The sequence below is a fragment of the Rhizobium tibeticum genome (assembly GCF_900110205.1).
In the GTDB taxonomy this organism is placed as follows: Bacteria; Pseudomonadota; Alphaproteobacteria; order Rhizobiales; family Rhizobiaceae; genus Rhizobium; species Rhizobium tibeticum.
This window is the reverse complement of the sequence record NZ_FOCV01000013.1, coordinates 1-17,013: the sequence shown is the minus strand read 5'-3', so window position 1 is coordinate 17,013 and position 17,013 is coordinate 1. Positions and strand designations below refer to the sequence as shown.

The following is a 17,013-nucleotide window of genomic DNA, read 5'->3' as shown; positions in this document are numbered from 1 at the left end:
AAAGAAATGCGAGCAGATATTCTGATAGTCGGCGGCGGTCTCGGTGGCGTGGCAGCCGCGCTTGGCGCCTGCCGGACGGGATGCAGCGTCATCATGACCGAGGAATTCGACTGGATCGGTGGTCAATCGACCAGCCAGGCAGTGCCGTCCGACGAGCATACATGGGTCGAGCAGTTCGGGATTACCCGCTCCTATCGCAAGCTGCGCAACGGCATCCGCCAGTATTACCGTGACAACTATCCGTTGACCGAGGGTGCCCGCGCTTGGGACGACCTCAATCCCGGCGCTGGCTGGGTGAGCCGGATCTGCGCCGAACCGCGCGTCAGCCTCGCAGTTATGGAAGCCATGCTGATGCCCTATCGCGGTGCCGGTCGCCTCAACGTGCTGCAGCCTTACCGGGCGGTCGCGGCGGATGTCGAGGGCGACACCATCCGCTCCGTCACACTTCGCCATCGCGATACCGGCAACGAGATCGTCGTTTGCGCCGACTACATCCTCGACGCGACCGAACTCGGCGACCTCCTGCCTATGACTGGTACGGAATATGTGAAAGGCTTCGAGGCACAGTCTGACACCGGCGAGCCGAGCGCGCCGTCCGAAGCGCAGCCGGACAATGTTCAGGCGGTGTCCGTATGCTTTGCCGTCGATCACGTAGACGGCGACTGGACAGTCGACAAACCGGAAAACTACGACTACTGGCGCAAATACCAGCCGCATTTCTGGGGCGGGCGGCTGCTTGGCTTCACCGCGCCGCATCCGCGCACGCTGGAATTCACAACGCGCTCCTTCACCCCGAATGTCGATGACGATCCGCTAGCGGTCGACGCCGACCAGCGCAAGGGTGGGGGCGACGAGAATCTTTGGCTGTTCCGGCGCATTGCGGCACGCCGCAATTTTCAGCCGGGCTTCTATCAATCCGACATCTGCTTCGTGAACTGGCCGATGATCGACTACATGGACGGCACGATCATCGACGTGTCGGAGGAGGAAAAGGCAAAGCACCTGAAGTCTGCCGCCGATCTTTCCTACTCGGTCTTCTATTGGCTGCAGACGGAAGCGCCCCGCGTCGACGGCGGGCAGGGTTATCGCGGCCTTCGCCTGCGCGGCGATATCACCGGGACGGAACATGGCCTCGCCATGGCGCCTTATATCCGCGAGAGCCGTCGCATAAAGCCGGTTACCCGCGTCGTCGAGCAGGACATGTCCTACGCCGTGCGCGGCGAAAAGGGCGCCGTGAACTACCGTGACAGCATCGGCATCGGCATGTACCGCATCGATCTGCATCCCTCGACAGGCGGTGACAACTATATTGACGTGCGATCCTGCCCATTTGAGATCCCGCTTGGCGCGCTGTTGCCGCGGCGGGTGAAGAACCTCATTCCAGCCGGCAAGAACATCGGCACCACCCACATCACCAATGGCTGCTACCGCCTGCATCCGGTTGAATGGAACGTCGGCGAAGTGGCAGGCATGCTTGCGGCCTATTGCTTGGAGAAACGGCTGACCCCTCTTCAGGTCCAGGAAGACGATGGGCTTCTCCACGATTTCCAGCGCGAGCTCATCCGTGAAGGCATTGAAATCCGCTGGCCCGACATCGCGGCCTATTGATCAAACCCATCTTTGGAGGAGGAACGGGAATGAACTATCACAAGATACTCAAATCGGCCGTGGCGGCACTTGCCATCGCCGTGCCGCTTGCCTGGAGCGGCATCGCCCAGGCGCAGGAAGCGGTCAACCTGCGCATGACCATCTGGAGCGCCAACGAGGCGCATCTCAAACTCTTCAACGAAATCGCCGCCGGCTTCAAGAAAGACCATCCGAATGTCACGGTGACCTACGAGTCGCTGCCCTTCGACACCTATACGACGGCGCTCACCACCCAGATTGCCGGCGGCAATGCGCCGGACATGGCCTGGATATTCGAAACCGCGGCCTATGACTTCGTCAATTCCGGCGCGCTTTATCCGCTGAGCGATACGCTGAAAGCAGCCAAGGGTTACAACCTCGACGAACTAAGCGCCACGGCCGCCGAGCGCTGGTCGAAGGACGGCAAGCTTTATGCCTATCCTTTCTCGACTTCGCCGTTCGCGATGTTCGTCAACAACGACGTCATCAAGGCGGCCGGCGCCAAGACGCCCGCCGAATTAATCGCCGCCGGGCAGTGGACTTGGGATAACGCGATCGCCACTGCCTCGGCCGTCGGCCAGACGGGCAAGGGCGGTCTGATCGTCCGCGACTTCAACTACCAGATCTGGCAGAATCTCGCCTCCGTCTGGAACGGCTGGGGCGCCTCGCCCTGGAGCGCTGACGGCAAGACGTGCGCGATGACCGAAAAGCCGATGGTCGACGCGCTGACCACCATCCACGAGGCGATCTTCAGGAAGAAGGCCATGCCAGGTCCTGGCGAGAACGTCGATTTCTTTGCCGGCAATGCGGCCATGACCATCACCCAGATCAGCCGCGCCTCGCTGCTGCCGAAGGATAAGCCCTTCTCATGGGATCTCGTGCCACTTCCGAAGGGACCGGCCGGTGATTACGCGCTGATCGGCCAGGCAGGTATCGGCGTGATGCAGGCCGGCAAGAACGCCAAGACGGCGGCCGAATTCGTCGCCTACATGACGAACCCGGAAAACTCGGCCAAGCTCAGCCAGTTCTTCCCGTCGGCCCGCAAGTCCCTGCTCAATGCCGAAGTGCTGAAGAAGACCAATCCGTTGCTCAGCCAGGAGCAGCTCGACAAGGTCGTCATTGCCGGCATCGCGACAGGCGAGGTCATCCCCGGCCATACAGGCTTCGCGCAGATCCAGCAGGCGGTTCGCTCCGGCCTCGATGCCGTCTGGCGTCCGGATGCCGATATTGCGGGCACGCTCCAGAAGATTTGCGGCCAGATCGGCCCGCTCTTGAAGCGCTGAGGATAAGCTGATGGCTGTCGCGCAGGATAACGCAGTTCCGGAGGGCCGCTCCTCGTCGCCGTTCTGGACGATCGCGCGGCGTGACAGCCTTGCCGGTTTCCTCTTCATCGCCCCGCAGCTGATCGGCGTCATCGTCTTCGTACTGATCCCGCTCGGGCTTGTCTTCTGGTATTCGCTGCACGAGTGGAACGTGCTTGCCAATACCTTCACCTATACGGGTGCGCAGAACTACCAGATGCTGATCGAGGATACCAACCTCCTCAAAGTGCTGGGCGCGACCGGCATCTTTTCCGCCGGGCTCGTCGTCTTCAATCTGTCGCTGGCGCTGCTGCTAGCGGTTCTTCTGAACCAAAAGCTCGCCGGCATTACCATCTTCCGCACGCTGTTCTTCTCGCCGGTCGTCGTGTCGCTGGTCGCCTGGACGATTGTATGGGGCTTCCTGCTGCAGAAGAATGGCGGCATCAACGGCATGTTGCAGGTCTTCGGCATCGAGGGACCGAACTGGCTTCGCGAGGAAACCACCGCGATGATCTCGGTCATCGTCGTACAAGTCTTCAAGAATGTCGGCCTCAACATGATCCTGTTCCTCGCGGCGCTGCAGGGCGTGCCGAACGAACTCTATGAGGCCGCCCGCATCGATGGTGCGCCGCGCTTCAAGCAGTTCCGCCGCATCACACTGCCGTTGATCAGCCCGACCATCCTGCTTACCTCGATCATCACCATCGTCGGGTCGCTGCAGGTCTTCGCGCAGATTGCGGTGCTGACCCAGGGTGGGCCGGGCATATCGACGACGGTGCTTGTCTACTACCTCTATCAGCAGGCTTTCCAGTTCCATCTCTTCGGCTACGGCTCGACTCTGTCGATCGTGCTCTTCGTGATCGTCGCCGTTCTGACCTTTGCCCAATGGCAGATGCGCAAGAGGATTGTCTTCTATGAACGCTGAACTCTCTCCGCGTCTGAAAACTTTTCTCTACGGGCTGATGTGCGTGCTGCTCATCCCCTTCGTCTTCCCGACCTGGTGGATGGTGACATCCTCCGTGAAACCGATCAGCGACATCTTCGCCTTTCCGCCGCGGCTCATCCCGCAGAGCTACGACTGGACGACCTACAGCAAGGTGTTCGAACTGCAGCCCTTCGTGAAGCAATACTGGAACTCGGCCTATATCGCCGCGGTTGTGACGGTTGGCACCATGATCGTCTCCTCAATGGCGGGCTACGCCTTCGCGCGGATCAAATTTCCCTTCGCCAACACGATCTTCATGATCGTCTTGCTCGGCCTTCTCATTCCGTCAGAAGTAACGATCGTGCCGCTCTTCCAGATGTTCCTAAAGGCGGGCATGGTGAACACCCACTGGCCTTTGATCCTGGTGCCGATCTTCGGAGCGCCGAGCGTTTTCGCCACCTTCGTAATGCGGCAGTTTTTCGTGACACTGCCGGCGGAGCTGGAGGAGGCGGCGCGCGTCGATGGCCTCGGCCGCTTCAAGATTTTTCGGAAGATCGCATTGCCGCTGGCCAGGCCGGCGCTTGCATCGGTCGCGATTTTCACCTTCCTGCATTCCTGGAACCTGTTCCTTGAACCGATCGTGTTTCTCTCAAGTGCCGACAAGTTCACCCTGCCGCAGGCTCTCACCCAATACACCGACGCCTATGGCGGCCCCATGTGGAACATCCAGCTCGCCGCCGCGACGCTGACGGCGCTCCCCGTTCTCATTGTCTTCATCATCGCGCAGAAGCAATTCGTCGAAGGGCTCGCGCATACCGGCCTCAAGGGCTGAAGAACCGGAAATCTGATTGATGGCTGAAGTTACCCTTTCCCGCGTCCGCAAGAGCTATGGCGCCGTCGACATCATCCACGGCGTCGACCTCGGAATCAACGACGGCGAGTTCGTCGTACTTGTCGGTCCGTCCGGCTGCGGCAAGTCCACGCTCCTCCGGATGATCGCCGGGCTTGAGACGATCACCGGCGGCGACATCCGCATTGGCGGGCGCGTGGTCAACGACCTCGATCCCAAGGATCGCGACATCGCCATGGTTTTCCAGAATTATGCGCTCTACCCGCATATGACGGTCGCGACGAATATGGGGTTTTCGCTGGAGCATCGCGGCACCGGCAAGGCCGCGATCGCGGAGCGGGTGAAGTGGGCGGCGGATATCCTTGGACTGTCGCATCTGCTCGACCGTTATCCGCGCCAGCTTTCGGGCGGCCAACGGCAGCGTGTCGCTATGGGTCGGGCAATCGTCCGCGACCCGCAAGTGTTTCTGTTCGATGAGCCGCTCTCGAACCTCGATGCCAAGTTGCGCGTCGTGATGCGCGGCGAAATCAAGAGCCTGCACCAGAAGCTCAAGACCACGACCATCTACGTTACCCATGACCAGGTGGAGGCGATGACCATGGCAGACAAGATCGTCGTGCTGAACGGCGGCCGCATGGAGCAGATCGGAGCGCCGCTCGATCTTTACGACCGGCCGGTCAACCAGTTCGTGGCGGGTTTCATTGGGTCGCCGGCCATGAATTTTCTGACCGGTACGATCACCTCAAGCGGTTTCGCTGCACCAGGCATCCTGCTGCCACTGCCGGAGGCGGCGCATGAGTTCAGGGACAGCAAGGCAGTTTACGGCATTCGTCCCGAGCATTTCGTCCTCGATGACAAGGGCGTGCCCGCGGAAATCATCCTCGTCGAGCCGATGGGTTCGGAAACTCAGATGACGGTGAAGCTCGGAGATACGACGGTCACCGGCGTTTTCCGCGAGCGCGTGTCGCTTTCGCCCGGCGCGACGATCCGCGTGCGGCCGGAACTCGCCAACATCCATCTCTTCGCGGCCGATGGCGGCCAACGGCTGAATTGAGACCAGACATGCCTGCGTATCCTGAAACGAAACTTACCAAGGCGCTGCGCGGTGGCGACTTTCCGGTCATCGTCTCGCTTGCGCGTCATGACCTCGATCTCGCCAGGGCCGCGTTGGGGGCAGGGGCCTTTGCGCTGAAAGTGCATCTCAACGCCCATCATCGCGCGACTGGCACCACCTTCGGCAGCTTTGCGCAAGAGCGAGCATTTTTCGAGAACCTCGCCACTTTGGGCGTGCCGCTGCTTGTCATGGCCGGGCAGGAGAATGTGCCGAGCGCGCAAGAGATGGATGTGCTCGCCGATCTGGGCTTCGAGGGCTTCAACATCTATGTCAGCGACATGCAGCCGCATCTCTTGCAATCGAAGCTCCGGCCCATGCCGGCGCTCGGCGAAAAGAGCACCGACGAGGAAATTCGGAAGATCCTCGAGATTCCGGGCGCAATGATGGAAGCCTCCGTTGCCGCCTTCGCGGACTATGGCAAGCCGCTCAACGAGACCGATCTCGCCCGCTACAGCGAGATCACCGCCAAGGCCGGCATTCCGGTCATTGCGCCGAGCCAGAAGAACTTCACGCCCGAGGACATGCCAAAACTGAAGGCGGCCGGCATCGCCGCGCCGCTGCTCGGCGTCATCGTCACCGGCACGACGCCAGAAAGCATGGAAGCCGCCGTTCGGCTGATTGTGGAGAGCGCAAGGCGTTAGGCCGACTAACCCGGTCTTGCCGGCAAGTAGTTTGCTTGTGACGCACCAGATTGACCTTAATGTCGGCCATGCAGCTCGACGTGCTTGATGAGGGTCGTGAATTTTTATGTCGCGTGCGCCGGGCCGCCGCGGGAGGATATCTTGGCCTGCTGCAGGCGGTTGGCGACGGCATATTGAGCCGCCAACCCAGCCGCGAGCGTCGACGCGTCGAGTAGCAGCGGAACCGTATATGCCTCGCGAATGACCTGTAGAACTATGCAGATCAATGAGCCCCATGCAAAGACCGCCAGTCCCTGCATTCCAAGAAGCGTAACGGCGCCAAGGCGTGTGTCAGCGGCGATCCGCCGAAAGACCCCAAACTGTGAGATGACGTAAGTCAGCGCCAGCACGTGCAGAAGGCGGGGCAGAGGCAGGATACCCTTGTCAAAGCCAACGAGGATTGCAGGATGATCTCCCCAGTTCGTCAGGTCGTAGCGTTGCCCCTGGATAACGAACAACGAGAAAGCAAGATAGACCAGTGACGCGAACATGAGCGTCGAATTGTATCCGACGAACGTCTCCCGTTTCTTCGATGCCATACCGGCGCAAAGGCCGATGCAGAAGATCAACTGCCAGGAGAATGGATTGAGAAACCACATCCCTTCGGTCGGAAAGTTGGGAAGGTTGATGTTGTAGAAGCCCGCGACAGCCCAGACGCTCACCGACACAGTCAATAGCGCGGATCTGCTGGACGAGGCGATTGCCAGAAAGACTGGTGTAGCGGCGAGCAGCAGAATGTATAAAGGCAGAATATTGAAGTAGCCGAGCTGGTGCGTCATCGCCACCACGCCAAGGGTCGTCATCCACGGAGCGCTCAGATAAGCTTCTAGGTTGACGCGATCTGACAGCGCAGCGGTCCCCAGGAAGTGGTGAGCGCTCATGAGAATGATAACCGCCAAGCCCGTCGTCAATAGGTGGACGCCATAGAGGTGACGAGCACGGCGAAGGACACGGGCGATCGCTTGCACGCGGTCCCGCGCGTAGGCACTCGAATAGGCCAGCCCGGCGGACATGCCTGACATTAACACGAAGGCTTCGGCTGCATCGGAAAAACCGAAATTCTTCGAGGTGATGCCTTCAAGGAAATTTCCCGGCACGTGATTGACGAAAATCATCACCAAGGCAACGCCACGAAAGAAATCAAGACGCGGATCACGGCCGGCCGATACAGTGGCAGGATAAGGCATTGCTAAATTGTCCCGAAGATTCATAGTGATTAATGACGATGAACCAAAGCTAGCGGTGGCTACCTGAAGGCCATGTGAACGAGTGGTTCATATTGGTTTGAGTACGAGGAAATGATCCAGGCTCGCACCCCACTCGTTCCAATTTGCTACACCGTGCGGCAAGCTGGTTCATTGGATATTCAGCATGCCCGCACGACAGTTGGGCGCGGTCTTATCGCTGGCTGTAAGCCGGTGGCCGAGTGAGTCTTCAAATCAACGATCGGTCGTGAACACGTGAACGCACTTTTTGATGAAACCGCGTTGGGAAGGGAGTTTGACCTTTTCGCTGTGGAATTGAGCCAGCTGCCGAGATCGCCGGAGACCACGGCGTTGGAACTGCGCTTTGCTCTGTTGCGAGAAGCAGTTGCAATCCGTCTTGCAGGAGCGAGCCGATTCACTGTCGAGCTGCCGTCGTCGCTGTTTGACGCCTAGAACGTTATCGGGATTGCTTTGCTTTGACGTGTGAGACCTTGTTTCCAATCCGTCATAGCTGTCCCACTTTGTGGGCGGCAATGTCCGGCGCCCGCCCATGCCTCGCAGAGGGACCGAAACTATGGAAGATCAGCACCCCGAGTCGGCCGGTCTAGCCGGCGACTTGGAATTCTTCAAACTGTTGACCGGCAGCTTTCAGCGGCTCGTCGGCAAGCCGCTTGTTCCGTCGGAGCAAGGCCCCGACTGGCTCTATCGTGCAGCGCCTTTTGTCGTTCTGGCCCACAATACTGATCCTGATCCGCTTTTCGTTTATGCCAACATCGCCGCCCAGACGCGCTTCGGATATACATGGGACGAGTTCACGAAGCTGCCGTCGCGATTGTCCGCTGAGGCGCCGGACCGACAGGAGCGGCAGCGGCTCCTCGATGCGGTGGCACGGCAAGGCTACATTGCCGACTACCGAGGGCTGCGCGTCACCAGATCTGGAAAACACTTCTGGATGGAGAATGGGATTGTTTGGCAGCTTCTCGATGAGCACGGCAGGACGAGGGGCCAGGCCGCAACTTTTTTTAGCTGGACCGACGTCTAGGCAACAGTATGGAGTTGCCCGTCTCCATCGTGACGCATCGCATGAATTAGGTCTTAAGGAATGATCGCCGGCCTTGATCTGCGAGCTTGTCCGCCCGTTCGTTGCCATCAATTCCCGAATGACCCTTGCACCAAGCTATGGTGATGAGTGGATTTCGTGAGAGCTCACGATCAACGTTCTGCCAAAGCTCTGCATCGGCTATTTTTCGGTTTCTCGCCTTGGCATTCGCACGCACCTTCCGCCAGCCGTTGTTCTTCCAGATCGGTCTCCAGATATTGCAGCCCTTCACTGCGTAAATGGAGTCTAACCAGACGGTAGCCCTTTCATTGGTACTCTCGCGATTGATCCAGTCTGCGGCGTTGAACAGGCTCAGCAACTCCATTGTGTTGTTTGTGCTGTTTAGCGAGCCGCCGAAGCTGAACGCGAGTTCCACGCCGTTGCGGTAGGCCACAAAGGCCCATCCGCCCTGACTGGAGCGCGGTTCGCAGCAACCGTCTGCAAAAACATGAAGGCCCTGGCGGGGTACCCCTATCCATGTTTGAGAACTCTCCGTCGCTTCCATGCAATTGTCCGTCGTCTCAGAAGGAATCATAGATGGAACGTTCCCTTCCAGCCAGTCCCCATTTCGCCGCCATCCGAGGAAACGAGTGCAGTAATCGTTCATGAGCCGTTAATCGTGAGAACTTCCGTCGTGAAGTTCCTCAGGATGACGAGCGTGCTCCGATGATAGCGCTAGCGCGCCCTCTATCCCATTGTTCCAGCACCAACAGGCAAAGAGGCTGCAACCGACGTCCGTGGGGGCTTCCCGACCCCTCAAAGATTCAAGTTGTCAATGCAATTTTTACTTGTATTTTGACGACGAAACCGGGCGTATAGAAAGCATCAATTCTTTGGAACCATAGTCAAATCTGATATGAGACGAGCATGGCTATTACAAGATGGCCGCTCACGTCTGCCCACTTGTGCTTGATCGATCAGCATACCTGCCCAGGCCCCGTTTATCTGTTCTGCCAGGTCATCCACGCCTTTGTTTGCACAAACCTGGGATCCTGAAGACACCATAAATCGCCCGGCAAGCATATTCCTGAGGACTTAATACGATGACTAGCTTCACGACACGACCGGAAATCCTCGGCACCTTCGGAGTGGTCACGTCGACCCACTGGATCGCGTCTTCGGTTGGCATGGCGATCCTGGAGAAGGGGGGCAACGCCTTCGACGCGGCTGTCGCCACCGGCTTCGTGCTGCAGATCGTCGAGCCGCATCTATGCGGCCCCGGCGGCGACATGCCCGCCATTTTCTATTCGAAGAAAAAGGACAAGGTCGAGGTCATCTGCGCCCAGGGACCGGCACCGGCCGGTGCGACGATCGAGCACTACACCTCCGAAGGCCTGAACCTGATACCCGGCGACGGCTTGCTGGCGACGGTTATTCCCGGCGCCTTCGACGGCTGGATGCTGATGTTGCGCGACTACGGAACGATGAGCATCCGGGATATTCTCGAGCCGGCGATCTACTACGCCGAAGAGGGCCATCCCGTGCTTGCGGCGGTTTCTGCGACAATCAAGAGACTGGGCGGCTTCTTCGAGAAGGAATGGCCGACTTCCCACGCAACCTGGCTGCCGGGTGGTAGCGCGCCGGAGCCGAACCGCAACTTCAAGAACCCCGTTCTGGCGGAGACTTGGAAGCGGGTGATTGCCGTGGCCGAAGCGAAGAGCGGTCGGGAAAATCAGATCGAGGCCGCCCGTGACGCCTTCTACCGGGGCTTCGTGGCCGAGGCGATCGAGAGGTTCGTCAGCACCACCGCCGTCATGGATGCGAGCGGAGCCAGGCACAAGGGCGTGCTGAACGCTGATGACATGGCAAGCTGGCGCGCCACGGTCGAGGCGCCGCTGACCTATGACTACCATGACTGGACGATTGCTAAAACGCCGGCCTGGGGCCAAGGACCTGTGTTGCTGCAATCCCTGGCGCTTTTGAAAAGCCATGATCTCGCCGCGATGGACCCGTCTGGGCCGGACTTCGTACACACCGTCGTTGAAGCCATGAAGCTCGCCTTCGCCGATCGCGAAGTCTATTACGGAGATCCGAGTTTCGCGCAGATCCCCACCGAGTATCTGCTGTCGGAAAGCTATAATAGCGAACGCCGAAAACTGATCGGCGAGGGAGCTTCGCTCGAGCTGCGCCCCGGCCGCGTGCCAGGCTACGACCATCAATTCGACGTGACCATGGCCATGCTTGCCGAAATGAGCGGCAAGGGCACGGTCTACGAACCGACCATGGCGCATCTTAGCGAAAAACGTGGCGACACGGTGCATATCGATGTGATCGACCGCTGGGGCAACATGGTTTCAACCACGCCTTCCGGAGGCTGGCTGCAGTCTTCGCCGATCATCCCGGGCCTCGGCTTCGCGCTGAACTCTCGCGCCCAGATGTTCTGGCTGAAGCCCGGCCTGCCGACTTCTCTTGAGCCGGGCAAGCGCCCCCGGACGACGCTCACTCCCTCGCTGGCGCTATATCAGGGCCGGCCGACGATGGTCTTCGGCACACCTGGCGGCGATCAGCAGGATCAGTGGCAGCTGCCTTTCTTTCTGCGCTACGTCCATCACGGAAGAAACCTGCAGGCATGTATCGACATGCCACTCTTTCACACTTCGCATTTCCCGGGTTCTTTCTACCCGCGCACCAGTTCTCCCGGCGAGATCATGGTCGAAAGCAGCATCGGCGCGTCGACGCTCGACGAGCTGCGCCGGCGTGGCCACAAGATACAGGTTGCCGATCCTTGGACCGTAGGCCGTCTGACCGCAGCGCGCCGGGACATGGACGGTCTTCTAAGGGCCGCCGCGACCCCCCGCCTTATGCAGGCCTACGCGGTTGGCAGGTAAACAAACGCAACTGATTGGTCGCGGACTTGAGTAGTCATCGGTGAGGCAAGCAAATCTCAATGAAAGTGGTATTTTGATAATAGGTGGCGGCGTTCAGCTGTAGTCGATCGTCACCTTGAATCTGCTGCATCTTTTGACCATCGCGTCATTTCAACGTTTTGTTTGTTGGCAGCGCCAGACTTCCGTCCACGCTGATTATTCTTCTACGCACCCGGTGAGGATCGCAGGATTTTCGCTTTTGCACATAGTATCTTTCCGGCATGGAGATCGATGACGAGAAGATCGACGATGCTGTTCGCGCATTGCTATGGCTGACGCTGCATGACGAGCGTCGAGCCTGAAAAGGCTTTGATTGGGGCGTGATGGACCGTTTGCATCAGAAGGGCCTCATTGCAAATCCCGCAAACAAGTCGAAGTCTGTCGTTCTGAGCGACGAAGGTTTGCGACGGTCGGAAGAATTGTTCCGCGCTCTGTTTACGCGGCCGATGCGATGATCGCTGTTTCCGGTTTCCGATGCCACGGCAACAGCTCTGCGAGTTGTGTAACCAGGATGTCGGACATGCGAGCCAGAACATCGGCCAGCCGGCCCTGGGGATCTTGCGTCTTCTGTCGCCTCATCAACAGCGTCCCGCCAGCTTGTGAGGGTACCGCTATTCTGGCTGCTCCGCATGCCAGTCCCGAATGCGCGGCATGAGAAGCATTTCACTATTCGGGCTGAATTCGGCTTACGTCGCCGAGGAATATCGTGGACTGCTTCGCTCTGGCGGGTCTTCCACCCAATGTCGTGACTTCCTCTGTAAGGAGGTAGCCAACACTCTGAAGAGTGTTTGCCAAATCGGCAAGCGAGCGATTATCTTCGATCGTGAGATGTCCGACCTGCTCGACGGCGTGTCTCAAATAGACGGCGTATCTAGCCATGTGCGTCTTCCTTGTTTAGTCGATGACGAACGCCAACGAGGCGCGAGTGCAGCTCAACAGGATTGCAACTGCTTGGTTCCCCGGTCCGACTTGTTCCAGATCACGAGACGGTCCGGTCTAAAATAGATGGAAAATAGATGGCGGTTGGAAAGAAGACGGGAGGCCGATCGGAAGGCTCCGCCGTATGAACAACTGGCAGGTGAGGTGAGGGATCACCTCAGAGCGTGTCGATCAGTCCTCCGTCCACGCGCATGGAGGCTCCGGTTGTCGCGGATGCCAAAGGCGACGCCAGATAGGTTACGAGGTTGGCGATTTCCTCGACGCTTGCAGCTCGTTGGATGATCGAACTGCCACGATGCCTCTTGACGAAGTCCGCCGCGACCTCCTCGATCGGCTTGCCCGTCTTCGCACGCTCTTCGGCAAGCATCGCCTCGACGCCTTCGGACAGTGTTGGGCCGGGGAGAACCGAGTTCACAGTAACGCCCGTACCAGCCATGCGCTTGGCGAGCCCGCGGGCAACCGCGATATCGGCGGTCTTGCTAACGCCGTAATGAATCATCTCCACCGGAATGTTAAAGCCGGATTCCGATGCGATGAAGATGACGCGACCCCAGTCAACGTTCTGCATGCCCGGAAGGTAGGCACGCGAAAGCCTGACGGCCGACATGACGTTTACCTGCCAATGGCGATCCCACACCTCGTCGTTCGCCTCGAAGAAGTCGAGCGGCTGGAAGATGCCCGCATTGTTGATCAGGATATCGACATGAGGAACCTTGGCGACGAGAGCGCCACACCCTTCAGCGGTTGCGACATCGGCTGCGACGGCGGCTACGGTGCCCCCGGCACCTTCGCCTTTCAGGCGTTCGGCGGCCTTTGCGGTCTTTTCTTCAGACCGTCCGTTGATCACCACGTCCGCGCCAGCCCTCGCGAGCTGGCGGGCGATCGCGTAGCCGATGCCTTCGGTAGATCCAGTAATCAGAGCGGTCTTGCCTGCGAGGTCGATCTGCATCTGCTGCTCCTTCTGAGGTTGGATCACAGAACGTATGACCTGGCGGTCGGTCTCGCAACAGCCCACGACGTCGATGATCCTTTCGGGTAGGGCCGGTGGCGGTGCTTGGGAGTGGGGTTTGGAGGCTGATCCAGAAGCAGATGACATTCTCTCAGAGTTCGAAGCACTGATCCGGCAAGCGCGACAATTGGAACGACAGCAACAGCTCGACTCGCAGACCTAAGGTGTCTGACGTCCCTTATGAACCGTCCGGAAATCGGTAATTCGTTCTCGTATAAATCTGCTCGAATCCGGCCACGATGAGATTGGCGTGAGAGATATTCGGTTCATCGGCTGAAGGCTGGGCGGTTTCGACGACGAATGTCTGAACGCCCTGACTGGCGCCTCGGTTCAGACGCGCGGTAATGAGAGCCTTCTGTGCCCCTCGATTGCGAAACTCGGGAACGGTCGCGCCACCGCCAAGCCACGCAAAGCCGTCTGCCGTATACATCGCGCCGGTCGCAATCGGCCTGCCGTCCAATTCCGCGAAAAAGCAGCTCCAACCGTCCTTCCCGACGATCGCTGACCAAAGCGGTGTCAGGTTTGCCGGAAAGTTAAATCCGGCGCACATCATCGAGCCGAAGATTTCGGCTTCGGTGACTTTGACCTGCCGGGTAGCGACCTCGCCGGAATGGATGAGTGGCGTAGAAGGCGCCGTTCGCCGTAGCTTTGCCCATCCGTTACCTTGGGGAACAAGGCCCCGTTTCCTTATCCAATCGTGTGTCTGTTGAGGAGCGGTGGCAGCGTTCATTTGCAAGTAGCGGCGGCCTGCCTTTTTGCTCATCCATTCATAGGCCGTGTTGAGATCTTCAAGTGCTACAATGCCGAGCACACGATTGAGACCGATGGCGGGCGCGCTGGGCAGCGATATTGCGCAACCTACAGCTAATTGCATGCAGCGAAACTCAGCCTGGTCGACGAGCGTCTGGGGCGCGATCATGAACAGGTCGACAAAAGCTTTCGCTTCGATGATATCTTCTTCCGGCACCGTTTGGCGCGATGCTGACGGGCGATCCATGGTAGTGTCCTTAACTATCAACAAGCCAAACAGACTTCACCGCAGCGAAGTCAACAACGGTGGAAGCAGGCTGAGGTTGCGAGCGCGGTTAAGTCAGGAAGTCGGCTATTGCGGTGGCGATTTCTCGGGAATGCGTCTCCAACGCGAAGGCCTGTATCGAGGAGGTGGATCTCCGCGTTCGGGAGATCGCGTTTAAAGGCCTCCGCACCTGCGGGCAGGAAGAATGGATCCTTGTCGCCCCAGATTGCCAGGAACCTCGGTTGATACTTGCGGAAATATGTTTGAAACATCGGATACAGAGCCACGTTGCTCGCGTAGTCGAGCGCAATGTCGAGTTGGATTTCTTCAGTATCCGGACGCGCCATGTAGAAGGCATCGAGCGAATAGCCATCGGGAGACACGTTCGATAAATCCGAAACACCGTGTTCGTACTGCCAACGGATGGCGAGAGGTTTCATAATCTCGCGCAGGGCATCCCGGTTGGCGTACGTCGGTTCCGACCAGTATCGCTTGATCGGGTTCCAGACGTCGCTCAATCCTTCGTCGTAGGCATTGCCATTTTGAGAAATGATAGCCGTTACCCGCTCCGGATACTTGATTGCAACGCGGAACCCGATGGGCGCTCCTATATCGAAAGAGTAGAGGGCAAACCGTTCGATGCCCAGGACCTCGCTGAACCTCTGGATGACGCCGGCGAGATTATCGAAAGTGTACGAGAAGTTCGCGCGCGCGGGCGCTGCCGACTGGCCGAACCCTGGTATGTCGGGCGCAATAAGGTGAAATCGATCGGCGAGCTGAGGGATGAGATCGCGAAACATGTGGCTGGAGGACGGAAACCCGTGCAGCAACAACAGCGTCGGTTTCGTCGAATCTCCAGCTTCGCGATAGAATACTTCGTGACCGTCGATATCGATACGGTGATAGGTCGGGCTTCTCATCTTGTCCTCGCATTAAAAGCCGAAATCGCTGAGGCCGGCGTGGTCGTCCGGCCGACGGCCGAGCTGCCAATGAAACCGGCGATCCCGGCTTTGGATTGGTGCGTCGTTGATGGAGGCGAAGCGCTTTCGCATGAGGCGGTCTGTCCCAAACTCCCAGTTTTCGTTCCCGTAAGACCGAAACCAGTTGCCGCTATCGTTGTGCCATTCATAGGCAAAGCGAACAGCGATGCGGTTGTCGGTAAAAGCCCAAAGCTCCTTGATCAGTCTGTATGCGAGTTCGCGTTTCCATTTCCGCGTGAGAAAGCCGATAATCGCTTCGCGGCCGTTTATAAACTCGGAGCGGTTGCGCCACCGGCTGTCATGGCTATAGGCCAGCGCTACCTTCTCGGGATTGCGGGTGTTCCAGCCATCCTCCGCAAGCCGAACCTTTTCTGTTGCAGAAGCCCCTGAAAAGGGCGGCAATGGGGGTCTTGTGGCGTCCATTATTTTCCTCCCAAGGCCTCGAGCCGAGTACGCAATTCTGCGTTCTCCGACTCCAATTCAGCCAAGCGTTCCCGCAACGGTGCTACCGCTTTCTCGACCTCGTGGTCGGTGTAACGCGGTGTGATATGTTGAGGGCAGTTCCAATCGAAGGCTTCCAGCCGCAGCCGGAAAATCCGTTCTGCCTTTGCTCGGTAGCCGGCGTCGAAAACAAGGTCCGTCAGTGCCGGGTCGGCATCGAGTGTCAGCTTCTCGACATGCATGTAGATCTTGAGGCGTGCTCGTCGTGGGTAATCCACCAGAAAGAGACAGGCCCGGTCATTTGCGGCAAAGTTTCCGGTACTGATATATTGGCGGTTGCCCCTGTAGTCGGCAAAAGCCAGCGTTTTCTTGTCGACTATTTTCAGAAAGCCCTTTGGCCCACCGCGATGCTGAACATATGGCCAGCCGGTTTCCGACACAGAGGCAATGTAGAAGCTGTCCCGTGCAGAGATGAAAGCCAGTTCGCTGTCGGTGAAGCTGTCGGATTCTCGATGGTGGTCGCCTAACCAAATCTGGTCGGCACCAATTTCAGCTTGTGCAAGCCGCACATTCGGAGTGATTGCAACTTCCAAAAAATGATACGGCATGGGTGATCTCCAAAATCTGGCAGACCGTCTGAAAACCCCGTCGGGGATTCCTCACGTTAGACTGCCGTGGTAGCTTTTGCCATGGCGCATCTTTCAGGAACAGACCGCTCTCAATTGCTGCTTCTGCCGGAAGCGGTTGATGATTATGTGGGGCCGGACAATCCGGTTCGCTTCATCGAGGCTTTCGTTGACGGCCTCGATCTCCAAGCCGCCGGGTTCGTGCGGGTGGCGGCGAAGGAGACCGGCCGTCCGGGTTACGACCCAGCCGACCTTTTGAAGCTTTACGTGTACGGGTATATCAACCGTGTGCGTTCCAGCCGGCGACTGGAAGCGGAAACGCGCCGCAACATCGAG

General features: G+C 58.7%; 16 protein-coding genes and 2 pseudogenes. 10 read left to right on the top strand and 8 right to left on the bottom strand.

Going from position 1 to position 17,013, the window contains the following annotated elements:
* Positions 1–6: 6 nt before the first annotated feature.
* The 6 genes from BSG20_RS15735 to BSG20_RS15710 are packed head-to-tail and all read left to right on the top strand — an operon-like array spanning position 7 to position 6,457.
* Positions 7–1,608, top strand: a complete 1,602-nt coding sequence (locus BSG20_RS15735; protein WP_072379053.1) for an FAD-dependent oxidoreductase — start codon at positions 7–9, stop codon at positions 1,606–1,608.
* A gap of 29 nt (positions 1,609–1,637) precedes the next feature.
* Positions 1,638–2,909 carry an ABC transporter substrate-binding protein gene (locus tag BSG20_RS15730; protein WP_072379055.1) on the top strand — a complete coding sequence of 424 codons (1,272 nt, stop codon included), beginning with the start codon at positions 1,638–1,640 and terminating at the stop codon, positions 2,907–2,909.
* A 10-nt stretch (positions 2,910–2,919) separates the two neighbouring features.
* A complete protein-coding gene (locus tag BSG20_RS15725; protein ID WP_072379057.1) occupies positions 2,920–3,852 on the top strand; it encodes a carbohydrate ABC transporter permease in 933 nt (310 codons plus the stop codon).
* Complete coding sequence (locus BSG20_RS15720) at positions 3,842–4,684, top strand: carbohydrate ABC transporter permease (protein ID WP_072379059.1); 843 nt, start codon at positions 3,842–3,844, stop codon at positions 4,682–4,684. Before BSG20_RS15725 ends, BSG20_RS15720 begins: the two co-directional genes overlap by 11 nt.
* A gap of 19 nt (positions 4,685–4,703) precedes the next feature.
* The gene (locus tag BSG20_RS15715) at positions 4,704–5,756 is read left to right on the top strand and encodes an ABC transporter ATP-binding protein (RefSeq protein WP_072379060.1); all 1,053 of its coding nucleotides are present in this window, start codon (positions 4,704–4,706) and stop codon (positions 5,754–5,756) included.
* An 8-nt stretch (positions 5,757–5,764) separates the two neighbouring features.
* Positions 5,765–6,457, top strand: a complete 693-nt coding sequence (locus tag BSG20_RS15710) for a hypothetical protein (RefSeq protein ID WP_072379062.1) — start codon at positions 5,765–5,767, stop codon at positions 6,455–6,457.
* 104 nt (positions 6,458–6,561) lie between these two features.
* On the opposite strand, the gene BSG20_RS15705 is transcribed toward BSG20_RS15710, so the two are convergent.
* Positions 6,562–7,683, bottom strand: a complete 1,122-nt coding sequence (locus tag BSG20_RS15705) for an OpgC family protein (RefSeq protein ID WP_072379064.1) — start codon at positions 7,681–7,683, stop codon at positions 6,562–6,564.
* Positions 7,684–8,275: 592 nt separating this feature from the next.
* Between BSG20_RS15705 and BSG20_RS15695 the strand changes: the two genes are divergently transcribed.
* On the top strand, positions 8,276–8,743 hold the full coding sequence (locus BSG20_RS15695; protein WP_072379068.1) for an MEKHLA domain-containing protein: 468 nt from the start codon (positions 8,276–8,278) through the stop codon (positions 8,741–8,743).
* A gap of 46 nt (positions 8,744–8,789) precedes the next feature.
* On the opposite strand, the gene BSG20_RS15690 is transcribed toward BSG20_RS15695, so the two are convergent.
* Positions 8,790–9,305, bottom strand: a complete 516-nt coding sequence (locus tag BSG20_RS15690) for a ribonuclease H family protein (RefSeq protein ID WP_072379090.1) — start codon at positions 9,303–9,305, stop codon at positions 8,790–8,792.
* A gap of 538 nt (positions 9,306–9,843) precedes the next feature.
* Here BSG20_RS15690 and BSG20_RS15685 point away from each other — a divergent pair.
* Together BSG20_RS15685 and BSG20_RS15680 are read left to right on the top strand one after the other, a co-directional pair.
* Positions 9,844–11,628 (top strand): gamma-glutamyltransferase family protein, encoded by a 1,785-nt coding sequence (locus BSG20_RS15685; RefSeq protein ID WP_072379070.1) that lies wholly within the window; start codon positions 9,844–9,846, stop codon positions 11,626–11,628.
* 260 nt (positions 11,629–11,888) lie between these two features.
* A pseudogene (locus BSG20_RS15680) lies at positions 11,889–12,122 on the top strand (DUF6429 family protein).
* 211 nt (positions 12,123–12,333) lie between these two features.
* Here BSG20_RS15680 and BSG20_RS15675 read toward each other — a convergent pair.
* The 6 genes and pseudogenes from BSG20_RS15675 to BSG20_RS15645 all read right to left on the bottom strand — a co-directional run bounded on the left by BSG20_RS15675 (position 12,334) and on the right by BSG20_RS15645 (position 16,659).
* Complete coding sequence (locus BSG20_RS15675; protein ID WP_072379072.1) at positions 12,334–12,546, bottom strand: hypothetical protein; 213 nt, start codon at positions 12,544–12,546, stop codon at positions 12,334–12,336.
* A gap of 217 nt (positions 12,547–12,763) precedes the next feature.
* The gene (locus tag BSG20_RS15670) at positions 12,764–13,555 is read right to left on the bottom strand and encodes an SDR family NAD(P)-dependent oxidoreductase (protein ID WP_072379074.1); all 792 of its coding nucleotides are present in this window, start codon (positions 13,553–13,555) and stop codon (positions 12,764–12,766) included.
* 238 nt (positions 13,556–13,793) lie between these two features.
* Positions 13,794–14,612: a GNAT family N-acetyltransferase gene (locus tag BSG20_RS15660; protein ID WP_072379078.1), complete on the bottom strand. Its 819-nt coding sequence runs from the start codon at positions 14,610–14,612 to the stop codon at positions 13,794–13,796.
* Positions 14,613–14,700: 88 nt separating this feature from the next.
* A pseudogene (locus BSG20_RS15655) lies at positions 14,701–15,550 on the bottom strand (alpha/beta fold hydrolase).
* A gap of 12 nt (positions 15,551–15,562) precedes the next feature.
* Positions 15,563–16,033, bottom strand: coding sequence for a nuclear transport factor 2 family protein (locus BSG20_RS15650; RefSeq protein WP_072379080.1), 471 nt, complete (start codon positions 16,031–16,033; stop codon positions 15,563–15,565).
* Positions 16,033–16,659 carry a pyridoxamine 5'-phosphate oxidase family protein gene (locus tag BSG20_RS15645; protein WP_072379082.1) on the bottom strand — a complete coding sequence of 209 codons (627 nt, stop codon included), beginning with the start codon at positions 16,657–16,659 and terminating at the stop codon, positions 16,033–16,035. Before BSG20_RS15645 ends, BSG20_RS15650 begins: the two co-directional genes overlap by 1 nt.
* An 81-nt stretch (positions 16,660–16,740) precedes the next feature.
* Between BSG20_RS15645 and BSG20_RS15640 the strand changes: the two genes are divergently transcribed.
* On the top strand, positions 16,741–17,013 hold a 273-nt coding region (locus tag BSG20_RS15640; protein ID WP_143147488.1), incomplete at its 3' end, for a transposase.